25 protein-coding genes and 1 tRNA gene are annotated in these 23,596 nt (G+C 67.6%); 14 read left to right on the top strand and 12 right to left on the bottom strand.

Features of this window, described 5'->3' with window-relative positions:
- Positions 1-175: 175 nt before the first annotated feature.
- The 4 genes from mobF to ncot_RS00175 all read left to right on the top strand — a co-directional run bounded on the left by mobF (position 176) and on the right by ncot_RS00175 (position 5,703).
- Positions 176-2,839 (top strand): MobF family relaxase, encoded by a 2,664-nt coding sequence (mobF, locus tag ncot_RS00190; protein WP_168615781.1) that lies wholly within the window; start codon positions 176-178, stop codon positions 2,837-2,839.
- A 365-nt stretch (positions 2,840-3,204) separates the two neighbouring features.
- Positions 3,205-3,342, top strand: a complete 138-nt coding sequence (locus ncot_RS00185) for a hypothetical protein (RefSeq protein ID WP_206065056.1) — start codon at positions 3,205-3,207, stop codon at positions 3,340-3,342.
- A gap of 843 nt (positions 3,343-4,185) precedes the next feature.
- Entirely contained in the window at positions 4,186-4,509 is a 324-nt protein-coding gene (locus ncot_RS00180) for a hypothetical protein (protein WP_168615779.1), read from the top strand.
- Between the two features lie 201 nt (positions 4,510-4,710).
- Positions 4,711-5,703 (top strand): Abi family protein, encoded by a 993-nt coding sequence (locus ncot_RS00175; RefSeq protein ID WP_168615778.1) that lies wholly within the window; start codon positions 4,711-4,713, stop codon positions 5,701-5,703.
- Between the two features lie 22 nt (positions 5,704-5,725).
- Here the strand turns inward: ncot_RS00175 and ncot_RS00170 are convergent, their stop codons facing one another.
- The 3 genes from ncot_RS00170 to ncot_RS00160 all read right to left on the bottom strand — a co-directional run bounded on the left by ncot_RS00170 (position 5,726) and on the right by ncot_RS00160 (position 7,559).
- Positions 5,726-6,691, bottom strand: a complete 966-nt coding sequence (locus ncot_RS00170) for a hypothetical protein (protein ID WP_168615777.1) — start codon at positions 6,689-6,691, stop codon at positions 5,726-5,728.
- Positions 6,688-7,284 carry a hypothetical protein gene (locus ncot_RS00165; protein WP_168615776.1) on the bottom strand — a complete coding sequence of 199 codons (597 nt, stop codon included), beginning with the start codon at positions 7,282-7,284 and terminating at the stop codon, positions 6,688-6,690. Before ncot_RS00165 ends, ncot_RS00170 begins: the two co-directional genes overlap by 4 nt.
- Positions 7,285-7,397: 113 nt before the next feature.
- Complete coding sequence (locus ncot_RS00160; protein WP_168615775.1) at positions 7,398-7,559, bottom strand: hypothetical protein; 162 nt, start codon at positions 7,557-7,559, stop codon at positions 7,398-7,400.
- A 336-nt stretch (positions 7,560-7,895) separates the two neighbouring features.
- Between ncot_RS00160 and ncot_RS00155 the strand changes: the two genes are divergently transcribed.
- Both ncot_RS00155 and ncot_RS00150 read left to right on the top strand, forming a co-directional pair.
- Positions 7,896-8,111 (top strand): helix-turn-helix domain-containing protein, encoded by a 216-nt coding sequence (locus tag ncot_RS00155; RefSeq protein WP_168615774.1) that lies wholly within the window; start codon positions 7,896-7,898, stop codon positions 8,109-8,111.
- A complete protein-coding gene (locus ncot_RS00150) occupies positions 8,108-8,404 on the top strand; it encodes a helix-turn-helix domain-containing protein (RefSeq protein ID WP_168615773.1) in 297 nt (98 codons plus the stop codon). Before ncot_RS00155 ends, ncot_RS00150 begins: the two co-directional genes overlap by 4 nt.
- Positions 8,405-8,429: 25 nt before the next feature.
- Here ncot_RS00150 and ncot_RS00145 read toward each other — a convergent pair whose 3' ends face one another.
- From ncot_RS00145 to ncot_RS00130, 4 genes are all read right to left on the bottom strand, one after another.
- Positions 8,430-8,741: a hypothetical protein gene (locus ncot_RS00145; RefSeq protein ID WP_168615772.1), complete on the bottom strand. Its 312-nt coding sequence runs from the start codon at positions 8,739-8,741 to the stop codon at positions 8,430-8,432.
- Positions 8,742-8,743: 2 nt separating this feature from the next.
- Complete coding sequence (locus ncot_RS00140) at positions 8,744-8,974, bottom strand: hypothetical protein (protein ID WP_168615771.1); 231 nt, start codon at positions 8,972-8,974, stop codon at positions 8,744-8,746.
- A gap of 45 nt (positions 8,975-9,019) precedes the next feature.
- Positions 9,020-10,351, bottom strand: coding sequence for a site-specific integrase (locus ncot_RS00135; RefSeq protein WP_168615770.1), 1,332 nt, complete (start codon positions 10,349-10,351; stop codon positions 9,020-9,022).
- Between the two features lie 106 nt (positions 10,352-10,457).
- Positions 10,458-10,541: transfer RNA gene (locus tag ncot_RS00130), tRNA-Leu, on the bottom strand.
- 166 nt (positions 10,542-10,707) lie between these two features.
- On the opposite strand from ncot_RS00130, the gene ncot_RS00125 reads away from it, so the two are divergent.
- The 6 genes from ncot_RS00125 to pknB are packed head-to-tail and all read left to right on the top strand — an operon-like array spanning position 10,708 to position 18,057.
- Positions 10,708-11,436, top strand: coding sequence for a DUF3662 and FHA domain-containing protein (locus ncot_RS00125; protein ID WP_168615769.1), 729 nt, complete (start codon positions 10,708-10,710; stop codon positions 11,434-11,436).
- Positions 11,429-11,899, top strand: coding sequence for an FHA domain-containing protein (locus ncot_RS00120; protein ID WP_168615768.1), 471 nt, complete (start codon positions 11,429-11,431; stop codon positions 11,897-11,899). Before ncot_RS00125 ends, ncot_RS00120 begins: the two co-directional genes overlap by 8 nt.
- 4 nt (positions 11,900-11,903) lie before the next feature.
- Positions 11,904-13,397 carry a protein phosphatase 2C domain-containing protein gene (locus ncot_RS00115; protein ID WP_168615767.1) on the top strand — a complete coding sequence of 498 codons (1,494 nt, stop codon included), beginning with the start codon at positions 11,904-11,906 and terminating at the stop codon, positions 13,395-13,397.
- Between the two features lie 10 nt (positions 13,398-13,407).
- Positions 13,408-14,805, top strand: a complete 1,398-nt coding sequence (locus ncot_RS00110) for an FtsW/RodA/SpoVE family cell cycle protein (protein ID WP_168615766.1) — start codon at positions 13,408-13,410, stop codon at positions 14,803-14,805.
- The gene (locus tag ncot_RS00105; protein WP_168615765.1) at positions 14,802-16,268 is read left to right on the top strand and encodes a penicillin-binding protein 2; all 1,467 of its coding nucleotides are present in this window, start codon (positions 14,802-14,804) and stop codon (positions 16,266-16,268) included. Before ncot_RS00110 ends, ncot_RS00105 begins: the two co-directional genes overlap by 4 nt.
- Positions 16,261-18,057, top strand: a complete 1,797-nt coding sequence (pknB, locus tag ncot_RS00100; RefSeq protein ID WP_240937994.1) for a Stk1 family PASTA domain-containing Ser/Thr kinase — start codon at positions 16,261-16,263, stop codon at positions 18,055-18,057. Before ncot_RS00105 ends, pknB begins: the two co-directional genes overlap by 8 nt.
- Before the next feature lie 99 nt (positions 18,058-18,156).
- Here pknB and ncot_RS00095 read toward each other — a convergent pair whose 3' ends face one another.
- Entirely contained in the window at positions 18,157-18,903 is a 747-nt protein-coding gene (locus ncot_RS00095) for a DUF881 domain-containing protein (protein WP_168615764.1), read from the bottom strand.
- A 63-nt stretch (positions 18,904-18,966) separates the two neighbouring features.
- On the opposite strand from ncot_RS00095, the gene ncot_RS00090 reads away from it, so the two are divergent.
- The gene (locus ncot_RS00090; protein ID WP_240937993.1) at positions 18,967-19,449 is read left to right on the top strand and encodes a cell division protein CrgA; all 483 of its coding nucleotides are present in this window, start codon (positions 18,967-18,969) and stop codon (positions 19,447-19,449) included.
- A 339-nt stretch (positions 19,450-19,788) separates the two neighbouring features.
- Here ncot_RS00090 and ncot_RS00085 read toward each other — a convergent pair whose 3' ends face one another.
- Complete coding sequence (locus ncot_RS00085) at positions 19,789-20,586, bottom strand: rhomboid family intramembrane serine protease (RefSeq protein ID WP_240937992.1); 798 nt, start codon at positions 20,584-20,586, stop codon at positions 19,789-19,791.
- A 140-nt stretch (positions 20,587-20,726) separates the two neighbouring features.
- Complete coding sequence (locus ncot_RS00080) at positions 20,727-21,242, bottom strand: peptidylprolyl isomerase (protein ID WP_168615761.1); 516 nt, start codon at positions 21,240-21,242, stop codon at positions 20,727-20,729.
- A 148-nt stretch (positions 21,243-21,390) separates the two neighbouring features.
- On the opposite strand from ncot_RS00080, the gene ncot_RS00075 reads away from it, so the two are divergent.
- Entirely contained in the window at positions 21,391-22,374 is a 984-nt protein-coding gene (locus ncot_RS00075) for a hypothetical protein (protein ID WP_168615760.1), read from the top strand.
- Between the two features lie 32 nt (positions 22,375-22,406).
- Here the strand turns inward: ncot_RS00075 and ncot_RS00070 are convergent, their stop codons facing one another.
- Both ncot_RS00070 and ncot_RS00065 read right to left on the bottom strand, forming a co-directional pair.
- Positions 22,407-22,769, bottom strand: a complete 363-nt coding sequence (locus tag ncot_RS00070; RefSeq protein ID WP_240937991.1) for a DUF3817 domain-containing protein — start codon at positions 22,767-22,769, stop codon at positions 22,407-22,409.
- A 19-nt stretch (positions 22,770-22,788) separates the two neighbouring features.
- Complete coding sequence (locus ncot_RS00065) at positions 22,789-23,580, bottom strand: SURF1 family protein (protein ID WP_168615759.1); 792 nt, start codon at positions 23,578-23,580, stop codon at positions 22,789-22,791.
- Positions 23,581-23,596: the final 16 nt, after the last annotated feature.

The raw sequence follows: 23,596 nt of genomic DNA, 5'->3' as shown, positions 1-23,596 counted from the left end.
CGAGGATTAACGGACTCTGACGAGTCCGAAAACCCGCTCCCCACAAGGCGAATCGAAGGCTTCAAACCAAGCGGCACGCATGCTACGAAGGTCCGTAGATCGGTCCGCCCACCTGGGCGGGCCCTGCGTCATTTCAGGGGTCTTTGACGATCAGTGACGGGCGGTGACGAGGCGCATGCACGGTGGCATCAAGTTCTATCGCGGCAACCCAGCCGGCGCACGCTCCTACCTCGAGGCCGACCACTCGCGAGCCGACGACTACTACCTTGCCGAGGGATCCGGCATCGCCGCCCGCTACACAGCAACCGTTGATCGCCGCGGGGTCAGCGTCGAGCAGCGTGCCGACCTCGACGCCCCGACGTACGAGCGATGGGTCAACGGCTACGACGTCGACACCAGTCATGCCAAAGGCAGGATCAGCAACCACGAGAACGCATTGCGATTCGTTGAGGTCGTCGTTAACGGGCCGAAGACCTGGTCCATCGCCGCGTCACTGCACCCCGAGATCAGCGCGGCCTACGACGCTGCGCAAGACCGAGCCGCCGACGAGATCATCGGCTGGCTTGCCGAGCACTCCACAACGCGGGTCGGTCCCAAGGGGCGACAAGTCCAGGTGCCAGTCGAGCGCGGACTCGAGGCCGCAGTCGTGCGGCACTACACGTCGCGGACAGGCGACCCGCACCGTCACCTCCACCTGCAGATCAACGCCAAGGTGTTCGCCGTCGGACAGTGGCGCGCTCTTCACTCCGTGGGCGCCCGCGACAGCATCGAGGCGATCAACGGCATCGGCCATGCCGCAGTCATGTGCGACCCCGGGTTCCGCGCGGCTCTCGCCGCGCACGGTTACACGCTGGACGACGCCGGTGAGGTGCACCAGCTGAAGCCGTACGTCGGTCGCTTCAGCCAGCGCTCCGCACAGATCAGCCGCAACGTCGGCCAGTACGAAGCAGAGTGGAGAAGCGAGCACCCCGGCCAGGATCCGGGACCACAGCTTCGACGCACCTGGGATCGACGAGCCTGGGCGGATGCGCGACCCGATAAAATCGTGCCAACGGACGGCGCCGAGCTCGTGGACCGGTGGCACGAAGAGCTGCACGAGCTCGGCTTCCGAAACCCGACCGCCCCCGAGGCCCTCAGCCGCACGACGATCGGCTCAATCCGCCGTGACGTTGCCGTCGATCTGATCCTCAGTCGGCTCGGCTCCATGCGCTCGGCATGGAACGCGGCCGATATCCGAGGTGAGGCGGAGAAGATCATCACCACCGTCGGAATTGTCGCCGAGCGGGCGGTGCGAGTCGAACTGGCAGAAGACCTGACCGATCGAGCAGTTGCGGCATGCCGGCCGATTCTCAAACGCGTCGACGCACCGGAGCACGTTCGCACCCTCACTTCAGACCGGGTTCTCGCGGTCGAGTCGGATCTCAACGATGGACTCGCCCACCGAGCCGAGCTGCCGGTCGGACCTGACAATCGGGTCCGAGGCCTCGAGCAGCTCGACACCGCGCAACAGGAGGTCGTGCGAGCGCTCGCCGGCCAGGCGGGCCTGCTCGTCATCGAGGGTGCAGCGGGCGCGGGCAAGACCACGACACTCGGCGCCGCACAAGAAGCCCTCGAGGCACGCGACCGACGACTGGTAGTCGTGACCCCGACCCTCAAGGCGGCCCAAGCCGCTCAGCAGCAAGTCGGCACGGACGCCTTCTCGGCCGCATGGCTCATCCACCAGCACGGGTACCGCTGGGACGAGGACGGCCACTGGTCCCAACTCGAGATCGCCCGGCACGAGATCAACCCATCGGCGCGACTGCTGCCCGGCGACGTCCTGCTGATCGACGAAGCCGGGATGCTCGACCAGGACACAGCCCGCGCCCTCTTCGCCGTCGCCGACCGCGCCGGCGCGACCATCGCCCTGCTCGGTGACCGCCATCAGCTCCCTGCGGTCGGGCGCGGCGGCGTGCTCGACCTTGCAGCTCGCTGGGTGCGGCCTGAAGCACACCTCGAGCTCGAGTCGGTGCACCGCTTCACTGATCCGGCGTACGCCGACCTCAGCCTGCTCATGCGCATTGGTGAGCGACCAGGTGACGTCTTTGATGCACTCGTCGACTCCGGCAGGGTCGTCATCCACGCGTCCGAGGTCGAGCGCACCGCGGCTTTGGCGTCCATCGGTGCGGCGGGCGATCAACTTGTCATCGCAGACACACGCGAACAGGTCGCCTCGCTCAACGCCGTCATCCGCGACCGGCGTACCGGCCCTGGTGAGCGAACTGGTGAGCCCGTCACCCGTCGTGGTGAGCGGATCGGCCTCGGAGACCGCATCGCCACTCGCCGCAACGACCGCGACCTCGGGGTCGCCAACCGCGACACCTGGGTTGTCGCTGGGACCGGAGACGACGGGTCGTTGCTGGTCGTCGGCCGCGCCGGTCAGCGCGAGTTGCCCGCTGCCTATGTCGACGAGAGTGTCGAGCTTGCTTTCGCCACGACTGCCTACGGCGCCCAAGGGGACACTGTCGATGAAGCGCACCTGGTCATCGGCGAGACCACCGGTGCCGCGACGGCGTACGTCGGCATGACACGCGGCCGTGACGGCAACACCGCGCACCTCGTCGCCGAGTCCGTCGACGACGCCCGACGTCAGTGGGTCGACGTGTTCAGCCGAGACCGTGCGGACCTCGGCCCGTCACACGCGGCCAAGGTCGCCGAGCAGGACATCGATCGCTACGGCCCACAAGCATCGAGGCTCCCCGCCAGCCGCCAGGCCGCGATGCTCCAGACCGGCGTACGCCGACCGCCCGAACGCTTGCCGGGAACGCCCGCTCCGGCCAACCGAGGGATCGGCCGCTGAAGTTCTCGGGTTCAGGTGATCGCACAGCCGACGGGATCGCCCATAGGTGACCAAGAGGCATCCATGACCCGATCTGGCTCGACCTGTCCGGTCCTGGTGACGGCCCGTTGCTTCTCAGAACATTGGCCGTCGTCCCGACGGTCGAGCTGCCGGAAGGAGCGGGGCCATGACCATCGCCCCATCTACGTCGCCGATGAGTGGGACGACAACGGCATCATCCTGTTCGAGGAGTTCTGCGCGTTCATCCGCACTCCCCAGCGCACTGTGAGGGAGTGGCTTCGAACTTCGCCGTTTCCTGAGGGGAGGCCAGTGAGATGGCCACCGCGACCCGCACCGGGCTGGCGTCGCCTGACGAGAAGCGGCGGATGACTCTCCAGGTAGCAGCGGTCTACATCTCGTCCTCGGTCAACACCGTCCGTCAACGCATCGCGTCCAGAGACTGCCGGCGTACGTGTGCGGCAAGCGTGGGCTTCGAGTCCTTCGTGCCGATCTCGACGGGCTGATGAATGCGAGCTGAACGGTCGGTCGAGATACCGCCCAGCTCCGCACCAACTACCCGCCGGCTAGGCCGACCGTGAAGTGAACCCGATGCCACTCAGAAGTGGCCGAAGTGCCTGGACAAGGGCACGGAGTTCGTCGCCAGCCTGTTCCGCTGACACTCCGAACTCGACCGCGGTCGCTGCGCGGGTGAACGCTACCCGGGCGTCGCTTTCAAGGCGGACCACCTCGTCCGGGGTGAGGACGCCTTCCTCCGCCTTCCGGCCATACGAGGCAACCTCGTGCTGAGCACGCCGAAGAACCTCGCCGTAGGTCGACACGTGTGTCCGTGCGCGCTTGTACTCGCGATCGGCCCCGCGTCGGCAGGTGTCGGAACAGAACTCCTTACGTCGCCCAGGTCCAACCTCTTGAATGACCGGCTGCCTGCACGAGAGGCGACCGCATGGGACCGCGATCTGGTCGATACTGGGCTGGTTGTCGCTCACTGTGTCCGCCTATCCGCGCGTTTCTAAGGGCCCGCTTGGTCTAAGTGTCTGGCAATCAGCCACTTAGATGGCGCAGAAACGCGGAACTACACCGTTGTTTATCCGCGCGATTTGGAGGCGGAAATGGATGCGTGGTGTCGGCGTGGCGGAACGTGCGCGGAACCCAGGTCTGATGAACTACCAGGACGTCGCTCAAATCGGGCGGCGCACAAAACGCGCGAAAACCAAAGCGCCCGGCAAGCAGGCCGGGCGCAGAGGTGCACGGGACATGAGATGTCGTCGTACGGGTGGAACCGCCATGACATCACTCGGTCTCGGCCTCGCGCAACATTGCGCACGAAGTGCGAGATGGGAGGGATCGCCATGTGGCGGTTCATCGTTACAGAAACCCAGTCTGGTAGTCCGAGCTGGTGGCTCTACTCCGGCAACAACGAGGCGGTCGCGTGGGCGGGCGAGACGTTCGCGTCGTCCTACAACGCCAAGCGGGCGGCGGCGGCCTTCAAGGTGGGAGCGAAGAGCGCGAGGTTCGACGTCTACCTGGACTCTGGTGGCTCTTGGCGCTGGCGGGCGTGGCGCTCCTCCGACAAGGTTGCGTCGTCGGGTGAGTCGTTCTCCAGCCGGAACGCCGCCGAGCAGGCAGCGAATCGGGTGCGCGACAACGCAGGCGGTGCCTTCGGCCCTGCCTGAGGATCGAGCGGAGCAACGGCAGCACTGGCTCGGGCCAGTTGCCGCCCCGATCGTGGACCCGGCGTGTGCCGGCTTGCCCACATGTAAGGATTCCTGAATGTTTCGTCACGCCGTGTTAACGTGGCACCACTACATCCCCCTCGCCTCTCACAGAAGCGCACTAGGGGGATTTTTTCTTTCGGCTGTCTTGGAGATCACCCCATGGTGAAGCCTTCCCGTGCCCGCGGCTCCGGCACGTACGGCAAGCCTGCTCTGACGCTGGTCGACCTGGTTGATCGGCTGGCTGATCGCGGTCTCGACATCCCCGATCGCGAACGGGCGACCCGGTACCTGAGGCACCTCGGCTACTTCCGTTTGTCGCCGTACACGATTCCCTTCCAGCTGGCAGGCACCGATCACCAGTTCCGTGCCGACGTGGCATTCGACGACGTGCTCGACCTCTATGTCTTCGACCGCGCTCTTCGGCTGCTGGTTCTCGACGCGCTTGAGCGGATCGAGGTCGCGATCCGCAGCGCGCTGACCGATCACATGTCGCTCACGTATGGCGACACACACTGGTATGTCGATCCCCAGCACTTCCGCGACCAGTGGAAGCGCCGCCGATTCCTCGATGACATCGCGAAGGCATGTGATGACCAGTTGGCCCGGGCGGCAGAGGACCAGGGCGACAATCTGGTCTTCCGCTCCGCCCTCGAGCACTATCTGACCACCTACGGTTCGCCGAGGTTGCCGCCGTCTTGGTTGATGGTGGAGATGTTGACAGTCGGTTCGTTGGATCATCTCGTCCGCAACTTGGGTCTGCGAGCCGACAAGACCGCGATAGCGCGGACCGTCGGCCTCAACGCGGTGCTCTTGGAGTCTTGGCTTCGCACCTACGTTCGGGTGCGAAACATCTGCGCTCACCACGGTCGCTTGTGGAACGTGGGTCTCGGTGTGTATCCGGCACTTCCCACGTCGCGGGCGATTTCCTGGCTCGACGACCCTTCAGTCATCACCGGACGTCGCGCAAAGCAGCTCTACCCCGTGCTCGTGTCGCTGCAGTCGGTGCTCAATACGATCTCGCCCAACAGTTCGTGGGCGCAGCGGCTCAGTGACCTCTTGGCAGCGCACCCTCACCTGCCACTGCGCGGGATCGGGGCGCCCGAGGACTGGCGACAGGATCCGTTCTGGGCTGCCCACATAGAGGCGATCTGACCCAGCCGCAGAACTCGTTTGCTTAAGGACCCGGTCGACTGTCGTCATCTTCGTCTATAGGGAGAGACGAGTCTGTCGCTGAGAATCCAGTCGCGTTCGATACGAAGTAGACATCAGTGGATTGCGCCTGCCCAAGGTGATCGATGCCTTGCTCGACGCGCACAGTGAAGTGCACGCTCTCTCCGATCTCGAGGTGCATCGCCAGCAGATCTTCGGACTCCATCTTGACCTCGTACGACGGCGATTTCCGTCGCGCTCCGGTTTTGACTTTGACGACTCCGGACTCGCGAAGTTCGGTCACGCGACCAAAGATGGTGAGAATCTCGGGCCGCGGGGTTGTCTCCAGCATTCGCTCTACGTACGCCCGTCCGGTTCTGCCGAACCATGCGGACCGGACCTCGCCACTAACACCCCACCAGGCAACGTCGGCTTCAGCTTCGAGCCTCTCGAGTGCGCGGCTGAAGCGACCGAGGGCATCGACGGCTCGCACCCACTCGCCGAGATCGCTCTCGGACTCGGCGGCACGAAGCAACTCAACGAATGCGCGTAGGGCATCTTCGGTAGATGTTGCGTCGATGGGAACACCGCCGACGTCGACGGGCCCGCTTTCAGCCGACCCGTCCCTCGGGCGCACGTGCAGCACGGTGCTGCCCGCCGAGACGCCCACGAGTTCCAAATCCACGCCGTCACCTGCCAGGCTTGCGACCGAGTCTTGAAGGGGACGCAACAGGAGCGCTCCGGCATCGAAGCTCAACGCTCCCTCCTGCATGACCGGCGAGACGAGACGGACGCGCAACTCTTCGCCGAGGCTCGCCTGAGGATCCAGAGCGCGGAGTGCCTCGAGTCGAGCGCGATTCGCCGCGCTGTCGAACTCGTCCCCGTCCAGCGCAGATGCGCCGTCTGAAGCGCGCCACTCAGCAACTGACTCGGCATGGCGCTGGAGGATCTCCGAACGGATGGAGACCTCAGGAGTGTGCGACTCGGTCATATCGTCACCTCCAAGTATCCACGCATCGCTTCAACAGTAGCGAGCGTCGGCCCACCGCTCTGCGCTCCACTATCGCGACAGCGTTGCCACCACTCATCCCATCCGCCGCGGTCCTGCAAGTATTGCTGGTCTTCGGTATCGGTCACCCTAGATCTGAACACCGACACGACTGGTCGGTACCGAAGCTCCAGCGGAGAGACGCCAAACTCCTTTCTACGCTCTTCCCGACTGAAGGCCTGAGAAAGCCACTTCGACCCCGGCTGCCCTTTGAGAGCCAGCCGTGTGGCGTCATTGACGCAAACCGTTACGTCGATATTGCTTGGATCGACTCGGCTACTGACGTAACTCCCCCCGAGCCACAGACACCGCACGAGTTGCTTCCCATCGAGCAAGGCGTTGTACCGGTGCTCCAGGTCGAAGAACCTTGCGAGGTATCTCTCAAGCCCGTCCCAGAGATCTGCACGAGTGTTGGACGTGGTGAAGGCCACCTCGGCGACGAGCAAGTTCCGAGCTTCGGCGAAGGTGACCCTCGTGCGCCCGGGAGTGGGGAACTCGCCTCCAACGGCCGTCAACCACTGGTACGTCACGGGCATGGCGCGAGAACCTTCTGTCCCGTCGGGAGGCCACAGAGGCGATCGCGTTGGTGCACAAACTGACCGTAGGCGAAAGTGCCCGTCGGCGGCTGCGTTTTGGTGAAGAGCCCACGTCAGGCGCTGCCTCGGTGCCAGGCGTCGTACGTCTCGCCGATCTTCTCAGCGAAGGCCCGGACCGTGTTGGTCGCTGCCTCCCGCGCACGACGCTCCTCGGCGACCTTGCGCGGCGCCGCATCGGTGTACGTCGCGATGACCCGGGGCCGGCAGTCCAACACCGCGCACCTCGTCGCTGACGACATCGACGAGGCCCGCGCACGCCCGCAGCCGTGCCCTCGATGACATCGACCGCTACCGCCCCCGCGCCGAGCGGCTGACCACCCGGCGACCCATTTCGGACCGGTTCGACCGCCCTCGGTCGAGCGTGACAGCGCTCTCCGGAGGTGAGGCGTTCAAGCGAGTCCGCAGCCGGGGTGCCGCCGAATCGGACGGTTGGAAGGTGCTGCACACCTACCTGATGCCAACCGTGCCCGACGGGCGCTCGTGGTCGGGAACTGATCGCTCCGACGGCCTCGAGGCCCCTAGGTGAACGTAACCGCACCCCAGGAGAAGTCATGCAGCCACTGCACCCCATCGAGGTCCCGACCGACTGGAACGACCATGCACTCCTCACCTTCGAGGAGTTCTGCATCCTCATCCGCACGCCGCAGCGCACCGTCCGGGACTGGCGCCGCCGTGGCGTCGGCCCCCGCTTTTCCCGACTCAACGGCGCCGGGCGGCTCTATATAACCGTGGCGGAGGTCCGCTGCTGGCTGAGGCTCTCGCGATGAACATGTCACCGGACCCGCAGTCGCCGGGACGCGCCGTCGCCAAGCCTCCGCGGGAGCGATCGCTCCTCACGACCGCCGAAGCAGCCGCCTATCTGAACGTCCCGGACCGGTGGGTCGCGGACGCCGTACGGCAGCGGAAGGTCCGGTGCACCCGGATCGGCAAGCACGTCCGCTTCCGGCCCGAGCACCTCGAGGAACTCATCGAGGCCGGCGAGCAGCCCGTGACCGCCCCCGCACAACCCCTCGTGGTCGCGCCGCAGCCGCGCCGAAACGGCAGCCGATCGAAGCTGTGAACCCCGTGGCGGCCCACCGGGCAGCTCAGGCTCCCCGCGTCAAGATCTGCGAGACCCGATGGGCCTGTTTCTCCAGCCCTCGCGCGAGCGCCCCCAGCTCATCGCGGTCGACGGGTCGCGAGGCGTCGAGAGCGGCGTCGCGGATGTAGGAGGTCACCTTGATCCCTGCCGCGTCCGCCCGGGCCCGCAACTCGGCGATCTCCTCATCGGAGAAGCGCACCGAGATCGTGACCGACCGCTTGACCGTGACGGGCACCGGGTTGCCCTCATCGAAGCCGGACAGGTCTTCGGTCTCGTTGTAGAACTTGGCGAGCTCCACGTCATCCCTCTTGCTCATCCTCATGCCTCCCACCCAGTGATCGGTCGGACTCCGTCGGTCACGAGCTGGACGATGACCACGACCGCCTTCCCCCCGTCGGTCGTGGACCGGATCAGTGCCCGGTCCACTTGCTCCCGGTGGGGGAGCATGTGGTCTGCGTTCCAGATCGCCTGCTCGATCTCTTCGGCAGTGAGCCTCTGGGTCGCGTGGTCCAGGTTGTGCTCGTCCCACTCGATCCAGTCGAAGATCATCGCCGCATCTCCAGTGTGTTGCACTGGTCGCAAGAATGCAACACGTCAGCGCTCGTCGTCCGTTGTGCGCCTCTTGTTCTTGCCGGGCGCCTTCTTGGACTTCTTCTGCTTCTTCTTGCTGCCGCTGCCACCGGGCCGGATGGTGTCGCCGCTCAGCGCGGTGTCGATGATCCCGGAGATCAGTTCGTCGCCGGCCGGGAGCAGATGGCCGTAGGTGTCGATCGTGGTGGTGATCGACTCGTGGCCGAGGCGGGCCTGGATGTGGGGCAGGGGTGCACCTCCGGCGACCAGCCAGGCGACGTGGGTGTGCCGCAGGTCGTGGAAGCGGAACCTGCCGATCCCCTCCGCCTCGAGCGCCTGCATCAGCTTGCGCCACACGTGGGTGCTGAAGTCGCCGTTGTGCAGCGGGTAGCCCGCGTTCGACACGAAGAGGAAGTCGTCGGCCGCCCGGCCCTTGATCCGCTTGCGCAGGACCGCGACCACTGCAGGAGAGATCGTGATCGTCCGGCGCGACTTCGCCGTCTTCGGTACGCCGAGGTGGTGGTCGCGCATCGTGTGCTTCGGCTTCAGCAGTTTGGCCAGCCAGCCGGGGATGTCGGTGCTGTCGTCCTCGCCGTTGCGCTTCCACGCCTTGTTGACCCGGATCGTTCGACGTTCCAGGTCCACGTCCGAGACCCACAGCGCGCCGAGCTCACCGAAGCGCATGCCGGTGCCCACAGTCACGGTCAACAGGTCGCCGTACGCTCCGGCCAGCTCGACGGCCCGCTGCAGCTCCTTCTCGGTGAGGAAGCGCAGCTCCGGGCGGGACTGCCTCACGCGCGACATCCGCGGTGCCGTCCCGATCGCAGGGTTCGCGGCGAGGTAGCCGCGCTTGACGGCGTAGCCGAAGACCCCGTGGATCAGGCCGTGGTAGTTCGCCTTGGTCTTCAGTGACCGGTCCCAGTCGATCAACCACTCCTTCAGATCCGCCTCGGTGATGGCGGTGACCGGCTTGGCGAAGATCAGCGCGCCTCGAATGCGGGTCTCCCCCAACACCCGGATGTGGCCGAGGTACCGCTTCCGCTGGCCGGGCGAGAGATCGACGATCTGGCGGACGTACTCCTCGCCGATGTCGACGAACCGCGGCGGCGCCTTCAGCGGGTCGGCCTCTCCGGGCGGGCGGACGAAGCCCTCGCCCTTCACCCAGCCCCCGGGCCATCGCTGGCCACAAGCATCCACCATCTTCTTGAAGCCGTCAGCCCGCGCCAAGTTCTGGGCATCGGTGCCCGCCGCGAAAGTCTCGACCTGACGGGCGCCGTCCCGAGTGCCCCCGAGGCGCCACAGCACCCTCGCGGACACTCCGCCGTCGCCACGCTTCCGCTTCTCTATCCAAGCCATACCAGTGCCTTCCGAATAAGGCTGGTGCCCCCATGGTGCCCCCTCGGGCCCGTGAGTGGTGCTTGAAATGAGCAAAGCCCCGGGTAAAAACCCGGGGCTACTCACGTGCGCGAGGGGGGAGTTGAACCCCCACGTCCTTTCGGACACACGGACCTGAACCGTGCGCGTCTGCCTATTCCGCCACTCGCGCGTGAAGCGGGCCAAGGTTATCCCAGCAATGAGGAATCGCCCAAACCGCGGTGCCAGACGTGACGGTTGTGACCGCGACACCGATACGATCGCGGCAGCCGTCCGAGTGCGACGGCTGCGACGTGCGTCGAACACGGCGTCGCCCAGGACACGGGAAGGAGGCACCGATGAGCGGGCTGCAACGCTTCGAGAACAAGCTCGAGCAGATGGTCTCCGGTGTCTTCGCGCGTGCCTTCCGCAGCGCCGTACAACCGGTCGAGATCTCCGCTGCCCTGCAGCGCGAGGTCGACAACAACGCGCAGATCCTCAGCCGCGAGCGACGCCTGGTGCCCAACAGCTTCCACGTCGAGCTGAGCGCGAGCGACCTGGAGCGGCTGGCGCCCTACGACTCCACGCTGGCCAGCGAGCTGACCAACTCCCTGCGAGACCACGCCGACGAGCAGAGCTACGTCTTCCCGGGCCCGGTGAAGATCCAGTTCGAGAAGGCCGAGGACCTCACCACCGGTCGCTTCCGGGTGCGCAGCAGCGCCCAGGCCAAGGTCACCACCAACGCCACCGACACCCAGGTCGGTCGCGCCAAGGTGCTGGTCGAGGTCAACGGCGTGCGCCACCCGCTCAACCCCCCGGGCCTCATCGTCGGCCGCGGCACCGAGGCCGGGCTGCGCATCAACGACCCGGGCATCAGCCGGCAGCACATCGAGTTCCGCATCCAGCACGGGCGGTTCCCCCGGGGCCAGGCCCCCGAGCTCACGGTCCGCGACCTCGGCTCGACCAACGGCATGCAGGTCGACGGGCACCGGGTCGAGCAGGCGACGCTCTACGACGGATCGACGGTCCGCATCGGCAACACCACCATGACTCTGCTGGTCGTCGACGAGGAGCAGGGCATTGAGTGAGCTGACCCTGTTCCTGATCCGCTTCGCCTACCTCGCGATCCTGTGGATCTTCGTGCTCTCCGCGATCAGCGTGATCCGCACCGACATGTTCGGTGCCCGGCTGCCCTCGCAGGGGGCCCGCGCGAACGGACGCGCCGGCAAGCAACCCAAGGCTCCCACGAAGCGCCGCGGCTCGCCGACCCACGTCCTGGTCGTCGAGGGCTCCAGCTCCGGTGAACGAGCCGATCTCGCCGAGGCTCCGATCCTGATCGGTCGCGGCTCCGACGCCGCGATCCGGCTCGACGACGACTACGTCTCGACCCGCCACGCACGCATAGCTGCGTCGGGCGACCAGTGGTTCGTCGAGGACCTCGGCTCGACCAACGGCACCTACGTCGGCTCGGCCCGCATCACGCAGCCGACCACCCTGGCCCTCGGCACCCAGGTCCGGATCGGCAAGACCGTCCTCGAGCTGAGGAAGTAGACCCATGGCCGACGACACGACGACCGAGCCGGGCACCGCGGAGATGCGGTTGCAGTACGCCGCCCTCTCCGACGTCGGCCGGGTGCGCAAGGACAACCAGGACTCCGGCTATGCCGGGCCGTGGCTGATCACGGTCTGCGACGGCGTGGGTGGTGCCGCCCGCGGTGACATCGCCTCGTCCACGGCCGTGCAGCAGCTGCGCCGGCTCGACGAACGTCCCGGCGACGACCTGCTCGGCCTGGTCGCGGGGGCCATCCACCGGGCCCACGACCGCATCGGTGAGCTGGTCGAGGAGGATCCCGGCCTCAACGGCACGAGCACCACGGCCACGATCGCGCTCTTCGACGGCCATCGGGTCGCGATCGGGCACGTCGGCGACAGCCGGGCCTACCTCTACCGCGACGGCTCCCTGAGCCAGCTGACCAAGGACCACACGTTCGTCCAGTCCCTCATCGACGAGGGTCGCATCACCGAGGAGGAGTCGCGGGTCCACCCCCACCGCAACCTCATCCTCAAGGCCGTCGACGGCATCCACGAGGTCGAGCCCGACCTCTTCGTGGTCGACCTGGCCGTGGGCGACCGGCTGTTCCTGTGCAGCGACGGTGCCTGCGGCGTGCTCGACGACAGCCACCTCGCCGACATCCTCTCGACCGGCACACCCGACTTCGCCACCGTCGAGCTGGTCCGCGCCAGCCTCGAGGCGGGCAGCAGCGACAACGTGACCTGCCTGGTCGCCGACGTCGTCGAGGCCGACGGTGCGACGCCCGACGACCTGGATCCGCTGCTCGTCGGAGCCGCCGCCGACCTGCCCCGCCGCGGCACCCGCGGTGCCGCCGGGAGCCTGTTCCGCGGCCACCGCTCCGGAGACACCGGCGAGATGGAGCCGATCCGCGCCGAGCTCCCGGCCGAGGCCCCCCACGCGTTCCCCAACGACCCCCTCGATCCCGAGGTGTATCGCTACGCCCCCCAGCCGCCACGCAGGTTCGTCTGGGTCAAGAGGCTGGCGGTGGCCGCCGTCCTGATCGGCCTCGTCTGGGCCGGCCTCGGCGCCGCCTACGCCTGGACCCAGCGCCAGTACTACGTCGCCGAGCACGACGGCCACGTGACGATCTTCCGTGGCATCGACGCGACCCTGCCGGGCATCGAGCTCAACCGTCCCTACGAGGAGTCCGACGTCCAGCTCGACCGGCTGCGCGACATCGACGCCCGTGCGGTGCGCGAGGGCATCGACTCCGACAGCCTCGAAGACGCCCGACGCACCCTCGAGAACCTCTCCGAGGCACAGGTCGAGGAGTCCCCGGTGGCCGAGGACCAGGAGCCCAGGCCGGAGAAGAAGCAAGGGAGGTCCGAGCCCGACGACAGCGAGGACGGTGGTGTCGGTGGAGCCGACGCCACTGAGGGGAGCGGCCTCGACGACGCGATCGGTGCCAGTGTCCGCCTGACCAGCCTGGCCCTCGAGTCCGGGGCTCCGGAGTCCAGCCCCCGGACCAACGGCTGAGGCGGTGCCGATGTCGCAACAGAACAGCTTCCTGGGGTTCGTGCACCGGCGACGCCGGGGTGCCGAGCTCTTCCTGGTGGTCCTCGCGCTGGTCGTCGGCATCGGCGCCTACGCCGCGGTCGGGCTGGGCATCGACGGCGAGGTCCCGGCCGACATCATCGGCTACGGCGGCTGGCTGGCCGCGCTGACCATCGCCTGCCACATCGTGGTCCGCCTGACCGCGCCGTACGCCGACCCCGTGCTGCTGCCGGTCGTGGCCGCGCTCAACGGACTGGGCCTGGCCGTGATCCACCGGCTCGACCTGGCCTACGAGACCCAGGGCAAGGCCCACCAGTACGCACAGCAGCAGTTGGTCTGGATGACCATCGGCGTCGGTCTCTTCATCGCGACCCTGGTCGTCCTGCGCGACCACCGGGTCCTGCAACGCTTCACCTACACCAGCGGCCTCGCTGCGATCGTGCTGCTGCTGATGCCGATGCTGCCGTTCATCGGGCGTGAGGTGAACGGCGCACGGATCTGGATCAACCTCGGCCCGATCGGGCTCCAGCCCGGTGAGATCGCCAAGGTGCTGCTGGTCATCGCGTTCGCCGGCTACCTCGTGCTGCACCGCGACGCGCTGGCCCTGGCCGGCCGTCGCCTGCTGTTCGTCGACCTCCCGCGTGGGCGCGACCTGGGCCCGATCCTGATGATGTGGCTGGTCTCGCTCGGCGTCCTGGTCTTCCAGCGCGACCTCGGCTCGTCGCTGCTGTTCTTCGGCCTCTTCCTGACCATGCTCTACGTCGCCACCGAGCGCCCCGGCTGGTTGGTCGTGGGGGTCGCCCTCTTCTCGGCGGGCGCCTTCTTCGGCTACCAGGCCTTCGGCCACGTCCAGGCCCGGGTGAACGCCTGGAGCGACCCGTTCGCCGCCTGGGAGACCGGTTCCCAGCAGGTCGGGCAGTCGATGTTCGGGATGGCCTGGGGCGGGTTGCTCGGCCGGGGCCTGGGCCAGGGCCGGCCCGACCTGATCTCCTACGCCCAGTCCGACTTCATCATGGGGGCGATCGGTGAGGAGCTCGGGCTCACCGGTGTGATCGCGGTGATCCTGCTCTACGGCCTGATCGTCGAGCGGGGCCTGCGGGCCGCGCTCGTGTGCCGCGACGGGTTCGGCAAGCTGGTGGCCACCGGTCTCGCCTGCGTCCTCGCGCTGCAGGTCTTCGTGGTCATCGGCGGCGTCACCAACCTCATCCCGCTGACCGGCCTCACCACCCCGTTCCTCTCCTACGGAGGCTCCTCCCTCATCGCCAACTGGGTGATCATCGCCCTGCTCCTGCGCATCTCCGACCAGGCCCGGCGCCCGGTCCCGGACCTCTCCCAGGACTCCGACGAGGCCAGTGACGCCGAGACCACCCAGGTGGTGAACCTGCGATGAACAAGCCGATCCGCACGATGTCCCTGTTCTGCCTGGTCCTCTTCCTGGCCCTGATGGGCAATGCGACCTACCTGCAGTACTTCAAGGCCTCCGACCTCAACGAGAGCTCGCTCAACAAGCGGGTGATCGAGAGCGCCTTCTCGCGTGAGCGCGGCGCGATCCTGGTCGGCCGCGACGCGATCGCGGAGTCCAAGCCCTCCGACGACAAGTACAAGTTCCAGCGGGTCTACAACAACCCGTGGATGTATGCCCACGTCACCGGCACCTTCTCCTACTACTCGCAGACCGGCATCGAGCGCACCCAGAACTCCGTGCTCTCCGGTGACGACTCGCGCCTGTTCGTCTCGCGGCTGGTCGACCTGGTCAACAACTCCTCCCCCAAGGGCGGCACGGTCGAGCTCACCCTCGACCCGGACGCCCAGAAGGCGGCCTTCGAGGGACTGGACAAGAACCCGGGGCTGGGTTCCGACGTGCAGGGTGCCGTGGTCGCGATCGAGCCGTCCACCGGCAAGATCCTGGCGATGACGTCGTCTCCGTCGTTCGATCCCAACAAGCTGGCCTCCCACGACCTGGGCCAGGTGGCCGAGCTGAGCCAGGAGCTCAACGCCCGCGACGACCAGCCCCTGCTCAACCGGGCGATCAGCACCACGCTCCCGCCCGGTTCGACGTTCAAGCTGGTCACCGCGGCCGCCGCCCTCGAGACGGGTGACTACGATGCCGACTCCATGGTGCCCGGCGGGCCGTCCTACACGCTGCCGCACACGACCACGTCGATCGGCAACGGCGGCCGGGCCTGTGGCACCGACAAGATCCCGATGACGCAGGCGCTCGAGCAGTCGTGCAACACCACGTTCCTCGCGCTGGCCGACGAGCTGGGCCAGGAGAAGATGCTCGCCCAGGCCGAGGCGTTCGGCTTCAACGACACGTCCCTGGAGGACCTGCCCGGCCAGGCCGAGAGCGTCTACCCGACCGAGGAGCTCGAGGACTCCTACCTCGCCCAGACCGGCATCGGGCAGTACGACGTACGCGCCACGCCGCTGCAGATGGCGATGGTGGTGGGCGGCATCGTCAACGACGGCGTGGTGATGAGGCCCTACCTCGTCGACGAGGTCCGCTCCCCCGACCTCGACGTCCTCGACAAGACCTCCACCGAGGAGCTCTCCCAGGCCGTCGGCTCCGACTCCGCCCACGAGCTGCGCAAGATGATGGTCTCCGTCGTCGAGAACGGCACCGCGGGTGTCGCGCTGATCCCGGGCGCCGAGGTCGGTGCCAAGACCGGGACCGCCGAGAGCTGCGACGAGTGCAACAACTTCGCGTGGTTCGTCTCCTATGCCAAGAAGGGCGACAAGGAGGTGGCCGTGGCGGTGATGCTCCAGAAGGTCGACCTGAGCAACTCCGAGATTGCCGGCGGCGCGCTGGCCGGCCCGATCGCCAAGTCCGTCATGGAAGCGGTGATTGACTGATGAACCCCTCGACAAGGAAGAAGGGCACATGACCAACGAGGAGCCGACGTTGATCGGCGGTCGCTACGAGCTCGGCGAGCTGCTGGGTCGTGGGGGCATGGCAGAGGTGCGCAAGGGCACCGACTCCCGCCTCGGACGGGTGGTGGCGGTCAAGCGACTGCGCACCGACCTGGCCAGTGATGCAACCTTCCAGGCCCGGTTCCGGCGCGAGGCCCAGTCCTCGGCGTCCCTCAACCACCCGGCCATCGTCGCCGTCTACGACACCGGCGAGGAGATGGCGCCCGACGGCGTCGCCCAGCCCTACATCGTGATGGAGTACGTCGCCGGACGGACCCTGCGCGACATCCTCCGCGAAGGGCGCAAGATCCTGCCCGAGCGGGCCCTCGAGATCACCTCCGGCGTCCTCTCCGCCCTCGACTACAGCCACCGTGCCGGGATCATCCACCGCGACATCAAGCCGGCCAACGTCATGCTGACCCCCGGTGGCGACGTCAAGGTGATGGACTTCGGCATCGCCCGGGCCGTCTCCGACGCGTCCTCCACGATGACCCAGACCGCTGCGGTGGTCGGCACCGCCCAGTACCTCTCCCCCGAGCAGGCGCGCGGCGAGACCGTCGACTCGCGTTCCGACGTCTACTCCACCGGCTGCCTGCTCTACGAGCTGCTCACCGGGCGACCGCCCTTCGTCGGTGAGTCCCCCGTGGCCGTGGCCTACCAGCACGTGCGTGAGCCGGCCCAGCCGCCGTCGACCTTCGACACCGAGCTGGACGCCGAGGTCGACGCGATCGTGATGAAGGCCCTGGCCAAGCGGCTCGACGAGCGCTACCAGTCGTCCGCGGCGATGCGCTCCGACATCGAGCGCTACCTGGCCGGGCGTCCCGTGCAGGCGCCGTCCGTCCCCCTGGCTGCAGGTGAGGCCGCGGGGGGCACCACCGTGCTGCCCGCCGCTGCTCCCCGCCCGGCGGCCACCACGACCACCACCCCGCCCGTCCGCGACGACGAGGAGCGCCCCAAGCGCACCGGCCTGTGGATCCTCCTCGCAGCGCTCCTGATCGCCCTGGTCGCGGGGGTGATCTACCTGACCCAGACGGGCGAGGACCCCGCCGAGCAGGTGACCGTCCCGAGCGTCGACGGGATGAACCAGGCCAGGGCGATCGACAAGATCGAGTCCGAGGGGCTGACCACCGACGTCATCGAGGAGGCCCACGACCAGGTCGCCAAGGGCAAGGTGATCCGCACCGATCCCGAGGGTGGCACCGACGTCGACCCCGACACGCAGGTGACGGTGGTCGTCTCCACCGGCAAGCCCGACCTCGAGGTGCCCAGCGTGATCACCTTGAGCAGGGCCGATGCCGAGCAGCGTCTGACGGACCTCGGCTTCAAGGTCGACTTCCAGGAACGTGACACCGATGACCCGAAGGACCAGGTCATCGACCAGAACCCCAGCCCGGACACCTCCGTCTCCTACGGCAGCACCGTCACGGTCTTCGTCTCCGACGGTCCCGAGCTGGTTCCCGACGTGGTCGGCAAGAGCGAGAACCAGGCGACCCAGCTGATCGAGGACGCCGGGTTCCAGGTGAAGGTCGTGCGCTCGACCGCCACGACCGAGAAGAAGGGCACGGTCATCGACCAGAGTCCCGGGGCGGACCAGACCGCCGACCAGGACGACGTGATCACGATCGTGGTCTCCGACTTCGAGGAACCGACCGAGACACCCACGGAGACCGAGTCCCCGACCGAGGAGCCGACCGAGAGCGAGTCCCCCACCGACATCGTGCCGACACCCTGACCGGGCGGCTGGGCGACACCCTGGCCGGGCGGCTGGGCGACACCCTGGCCGGGCGGCTGGGCGGGCGGCTGGGAGGGCCGTTCCGGCGTCGTACAACGATCAGGTGAGCGGCTCGGCGTACTCCAGGCCGCGCAGGCCGTCGTAGGCCGGGATCGTGACACTCGACTCGACGTCGATGTCCCAGCCGATCTGGATGGCCGGGTTCGCGGCGTCGGAGCGATAGAGGCCGATGCCGTAGTCGGAGTCGATCCGCGCCTGCATCGCCGAGGTGTCGCCGACCGCGGTGATCACGTAGGGCTGGGGGTAGGGAATGCCCTGGAGCTCCACGGAGTTCCCCGCGCACTTGATGCCGGTGGTGCTGATCACCCGTTGGCCCTGGATCATCACGCCCTCGGCGCCGGCGTCCCACATCGCGTTGACCACGGCCTGGATGTCCTGCTGGTGCACCACGAGGCGCCTGATGTCATCGGTGCCCTCGCGCAGCTCCTCGGGGGAGTCGGAGAGCGTGACGGTCAGCGCGTTGCCGTGGACCTCGGTGAACCCGGCCGGACCCTGCAGCCGGGTGGCCCGGCCACGCACCTTGCGCACCTGGTCGTCGTCGATCCGCGCAGACAGGGCCTCGACGTCACCGTTCAGGTCGCTGGCCTTCTCCCTGAGGTCTTCGTACTGGCTCTTCTCGCTGCGCACCAGCGAGGGCATGTCATTGACCCGTCCGGGACGCAGGTCGGTGCCTTCGCTGTTGGTGGCGCTCACCACGAAGAGAGCTCCCGCCACGGCGAACGCGGCAGGCGTCGCGAAGCGCCACCTGACGCGTTTGGCACGGTGGCCGTGGGAATGAGCGTGCATGGCGACTACGCTAACCCGGTGCACCCACGAACGGTGCACTGGTGACGAATGAGGAGATGTTCGGTGTCGAAGTCCAAAGAGAAGCACGAGCTGGTTGATCCGGATGCCGTCAAGGCTCCGATCTTCTCCGTGCGCTTCCTGATCTCGCTGCTGCTGGTGGCAGCCGGGATCGCCTACGTCGTGATCTGGACGCTCTATGTCCGTGACGCGCGGGCCTTCGACCTGGGCGACGGGAGCGAGCCCAACGAGCTGATCCCGGGCATGGCCAAGCTGAAGGACTGGAACTGGGCCGTCGGCTTCGGCCTCCTCTTCCTGGGACTCGCCTTCTCGGCGCACCCCACGACCCCGCTCGGCCGTGGCCGCGGCGTCGTCGTCGGCATGCTCGGCTGCTTCCTGATCGGCCTGGTCTGGATCTGCACGTTCTACGTCTTCGCCAACAAGCCCGAGGGCGAGATCTGGCTCCTGGGCGACCTCGGCCAGCTCAACCTCGTGGTGGGCATCGGCTTCATGGCGGTGGGGTTCACCTTCGCCACCAGGTGGGAGTGACGCACCTCTAGACAATCGCAGAAGGGGCCGGTCAGCTGACCGGCCCCTTCTTCCATTTCAGGTCTCTGACCTGCGGAATCACAACTCTGTAAGTTATTCACAGGAGTTATCCACAGTGTGCATAACTCGCCCCGGGCCCGATTCCGCTCCCCGTTGCCACGCGATGTCCTCCTACGCTCGAGCGCCAGAACGCGGCGCGCCCCCGCCTGAGCGCTCCGAAACGGACCACTTTCATCCCAGAAATGGTCCGTTTCGGAGCGCTCAACGACGTCGTACGTCGGCAGGTCGGCAGGTCGGCAGAGCTGGCGACAGGTCGGCAGAACTGACGACGGGTCGGGCTCAGGTGAGCGACAGGGTGCGCAGCACGAACATGAGGACGACGACGCCCATCACGGCACTGACCCCGAGGGCCTGCCAGGTCGCGCGCCGCTGACGTGGGGCGTAGGCCAGCACCCCGGCGAGCAGGACGCCGCCCACGAAGCCACCGGCGTGGCCCTGCCAGGAGATGTTGGCACCCACGAAGGTGATCACCACGTTGATGCCGATCCAGATCAGCAAGGGCGTGACGTCGCCGCCGGCCTTCAGTCCGATGATCAGCAGCGCGCCCATCAACCCGAAGACCGCACCCGAGGCGCCGAGCGTCTGGGTGGTCGGATCGGTGAGCCAGTAGACCGCCGCCGAGCCGGCCAGGCCGGAGCCCAGGTAGACGGCCAGGAAACGAGCCCGGCCGAGGAGCTGCTCGAGCTGCGGCCCGAGGATCCACAGGGCCAGCAGGTTGAACGCGATGTGCACGACGTCGACGTGGAGGAAGATGCTGGTGCCCAGCTGCCACCACGACCCGTCAGCGACCCCGGCGACCCACTCGCTCGGTCGTCCGGCGGCGTCCTGGGCCCGACAGGCCGCGGCCGAGGTGATGTGGCTCCAGTAGCCACCTGTCCCGGTCGCGTCGCACTTGCCCCGCCCCATCAGTGCCAGCCGGTCGTACCACTCACCCCGGTAGCCACCGCTGGCGACGACGAACAACCACACGAGGGCGTTGATCGCGATCAGGACGATCGAGGTGAGTCCGGGATTGGCGGTGCGCAGCCCGCCGTACGGCGTGCGCCCGCTGCGGGTCTGCTTCGCACCCTGCTGCACGCACTCAGGGCACTGGAACCCGACTGCCGCCGACACCATGCAGTCAGGGCAGATCGAGCGCTCGCAGCGCTGGCACTTGATGTAGGCCTCCTTCCCCGGGTGCCGGTAGCACACGGGGAGGGAGGACTCGGGTGGAGTGTTCAGGACCGGACGACCTCGACGCTGTTGATGACGACGTCCTCGACCGGGCGGTCCATGCGACCGGTCGGGGTGGTGCCGATGGCGTCGACCACGTCGCGGGAGGACTGGTCGGCCACCTCACCGAAGATCGTGTGCTTGTTGTTCAGGTGGGGCGTCGCGGTGGTCGTGATGAAGAACTGCGAGCCGTTGGTGCCCGGGCCGGCGTTGGCCATGGCCAGAAGGTAGGGCTTGTTGAACTGCAGCTCGGGGTGGAACTCGTCCTTGAACTTGTAGCCCGGGCCACCGATGCCCTGGCCGAGCGGGCAGCCGCCCTGGATCATGAAGCCGTCGATCACCCGGTGGAAGATCAGGCCGTCGTAGAACTTCTCGCCGGAGCGACCGGCGTCGTCCTTGTACTCCTTGGTGCCCTCGGCGAGGCCGACGAAGTTCTCCACCGTCTCGGGGGCGTGGTTCGGGAACAGGTTGATCGTGATGTCACCCTTGTTCGTCTTCAGGGTTGCCTGCATGTCAGCCATGACTGCCTTTCGTCGATGAGGTGTTCGGGACGATCTTCGCAGGCTCGGACAACACCCGTGACCGGAGGTGGCGGCTACCCAGCGGTTGGCTGGTTACCGGCATTGGTGTTTGATCGGAACAACGAACCGACAACGGAGGGCATCCCAGATGCGTATGCGCAGGAAGAACACGCTGATCGATTCCGCAGCCGAGGTTGCCGAGGGCATCCGACCGGCCCTCGAGTCCGCCAGGGACAAGGCACTCCCCCTCCTCCAGGAGGCGCGTGACAAGGCCGGTCCGATGCTTGCCGACGCCCGGGAGAAGGCCGAGCCCTACCTCGCCGACGCTGCCACCCGGGCCGCGGAGGCCCGTGAGAAGGCTGCTCCCTACATCGCCGAGGCCCGGGACAAGGCCGTCGAGCGCGCCTCCGACGCTCGCGAGAAGGCTGCCCCCTACATCGCCGAGGCCCGGGACAAGGCCGCCGAGCGCGCCACGGAAGCCCGTGAGAAGGTTGCTCCGCTGCTGGCCGAGGGCAAGGCGCTCGCCACCGAGAAGGCCCTGGCCGGTCGCGAGGCGACCGTGGCCAAGGTCAACGAGCTGCGCGGCATCGAGCCGGAGCCGAAGAAGGGCGGCAAGCTGAAGAAGTTCCTCTTCGTCGGTGCGCTCGCCGGCATCGGTGGCCTGGTCTACAAGAAGCTCAACAGCGGACCGACCGGCGACAACTGGCAGTCGACCTACGTGCCGGCACCGGCACCGTCCCACAAGGCCTCCGCTGGTGCCGACTCGGCCGGCGCGAAGGCCGAGCGGGCCGACGACGACAAGGCCGCGGCCACGCCCGGTGAGGCGATCGCGGACTCGGTCGAGACCCCGCACGCCGACACCACTCCCGACAACCCGGCGGAGATCGTCAACCTCCGGCCCGACACCACCACGGCCGGCAGTGCCGAGGCGCCGTACGGCGCGGGCTCGGCCGCTCCGCTCGCCAACGGCGACGCACCCGACGCGTCGTACACCGTGAAGGGCAACGGCAGCTCGATGCTGTTCCACACCGACGAGTCCCCGTCGTTCGCCCAGACCAAGGCCGAGGTGTGGTTCACGGACTCCGCTGCCGCAGAGGCTGCCGGCTTCCGGGCCTGGAACTCCAACAAGTAGTCAGGCACGCGGAGCCGCGACAGGGGCTCGGGTCAGGCGCTGGACGCCTCGGCCCGGGCCCCTTCGTGCTTCGCCCGCTGGGTGGCCCGGTGCTCGGCCCAGAAGCTGAGCACGGGGATGGTGCCACAGACCAGGGTGACGATCGTGAAGCCCAGCTCCCACCGCTCCTGGCGGGCCAGCAGGAAAGCGGTCACCAGGAAGATCATGTAGAGCCATCCGTGGGCGACACCGAGGTAGCTCGTGATCCACTCGCCCAACTGCTGGGCGTCGGTGCCCTCGTCCAGCAGGTACTTCAGCGGCACGCCGACCAGGATGAGCACGACGAGCAGGACACCGACGACGGTGGCCATCACCCGGTAGCGGGTCAGCGTGGGGTTCGAGGGAGCATCATTCACCCGGCCGACCCTAGACGAGTCATCCCAACGGAGCCGTGCCGGGCTCACTCAGCCGCTCGACCTCGTCGCGGGTCCAGCGCCACCAGATGAAGCCGGCGAACAGGCCGAAGACCCACCACTCGATCGCATAGAGCAGGTTGCGGATCGCAGTCGTGCGCCCCACCTCGGGCAGCTGGTCGATGCTGGCCGGTGCCAGGCCGTCGGTGCCGTCGTTGACCGCTGTCTCGCCGTGCGGCCAGTCGCCGTCGGGGATGTCGTCGGTGATCACCGCGTAGGCGCCGTACAGGTCCTGGTCGACGTGCTGGAGGTAGTCGGCCAGCCGCACCTGGGGGAGTACGTCGTCGGCGGGGTCGTCGTCGACCTGTCCGGTGCCCTGCGGTGGCTGCAGCAGGGCGACGAACGCGGTGCTGCCCTCGGGGGTGCCCGGCGCGTCGGCGGGGTCCGCGACCCAGCCACGTACGGCGAGCAGCGCCGGCCCGTCAGGCTCGCCGACCGCCACTGGCGTCACCACCCAGTAGCCGTCACGCCCGTCGTGCTCGCGGCCGCTGATGAACAGCGTGGCGTCCTGGACCCACGTGCCCTCCACGACCACGGGCTGACCGACCTTGCGGCCCGGGAAGGGGTCGTCGGGGCCGATGACGGCGTCGAGCTCCTCAGGGGCGATCTTGGTGAGGTCACGCGCCTCGTCCGTGCGGTGCTGCTGCCACGCCTTGAGCTGCCACATGCCGAGTCCACCGGCGATGGCGACCAGCACCAGGGCCAGGAGATGGAACCCCCAGTACTTCGGGCGGAGCATCGGACTGGCGGGCACGGGCCCACTCTACGGA

It is taken from the genome of Nocardioides sp. JQ2195 (assembly GCF_012272695.1).
In the GTDB taxonomy this organism is placed as follows: domain Bacteria; phylum Actinomycetota; class Actinomycetes; order Propionibacteriales; family Nocardioidaceae; genus Nocardioides.
Note: the sequence above shows the minus strand (reverse complement) of the source record. Positions and strands in the feature narration are given on the sequence as shown.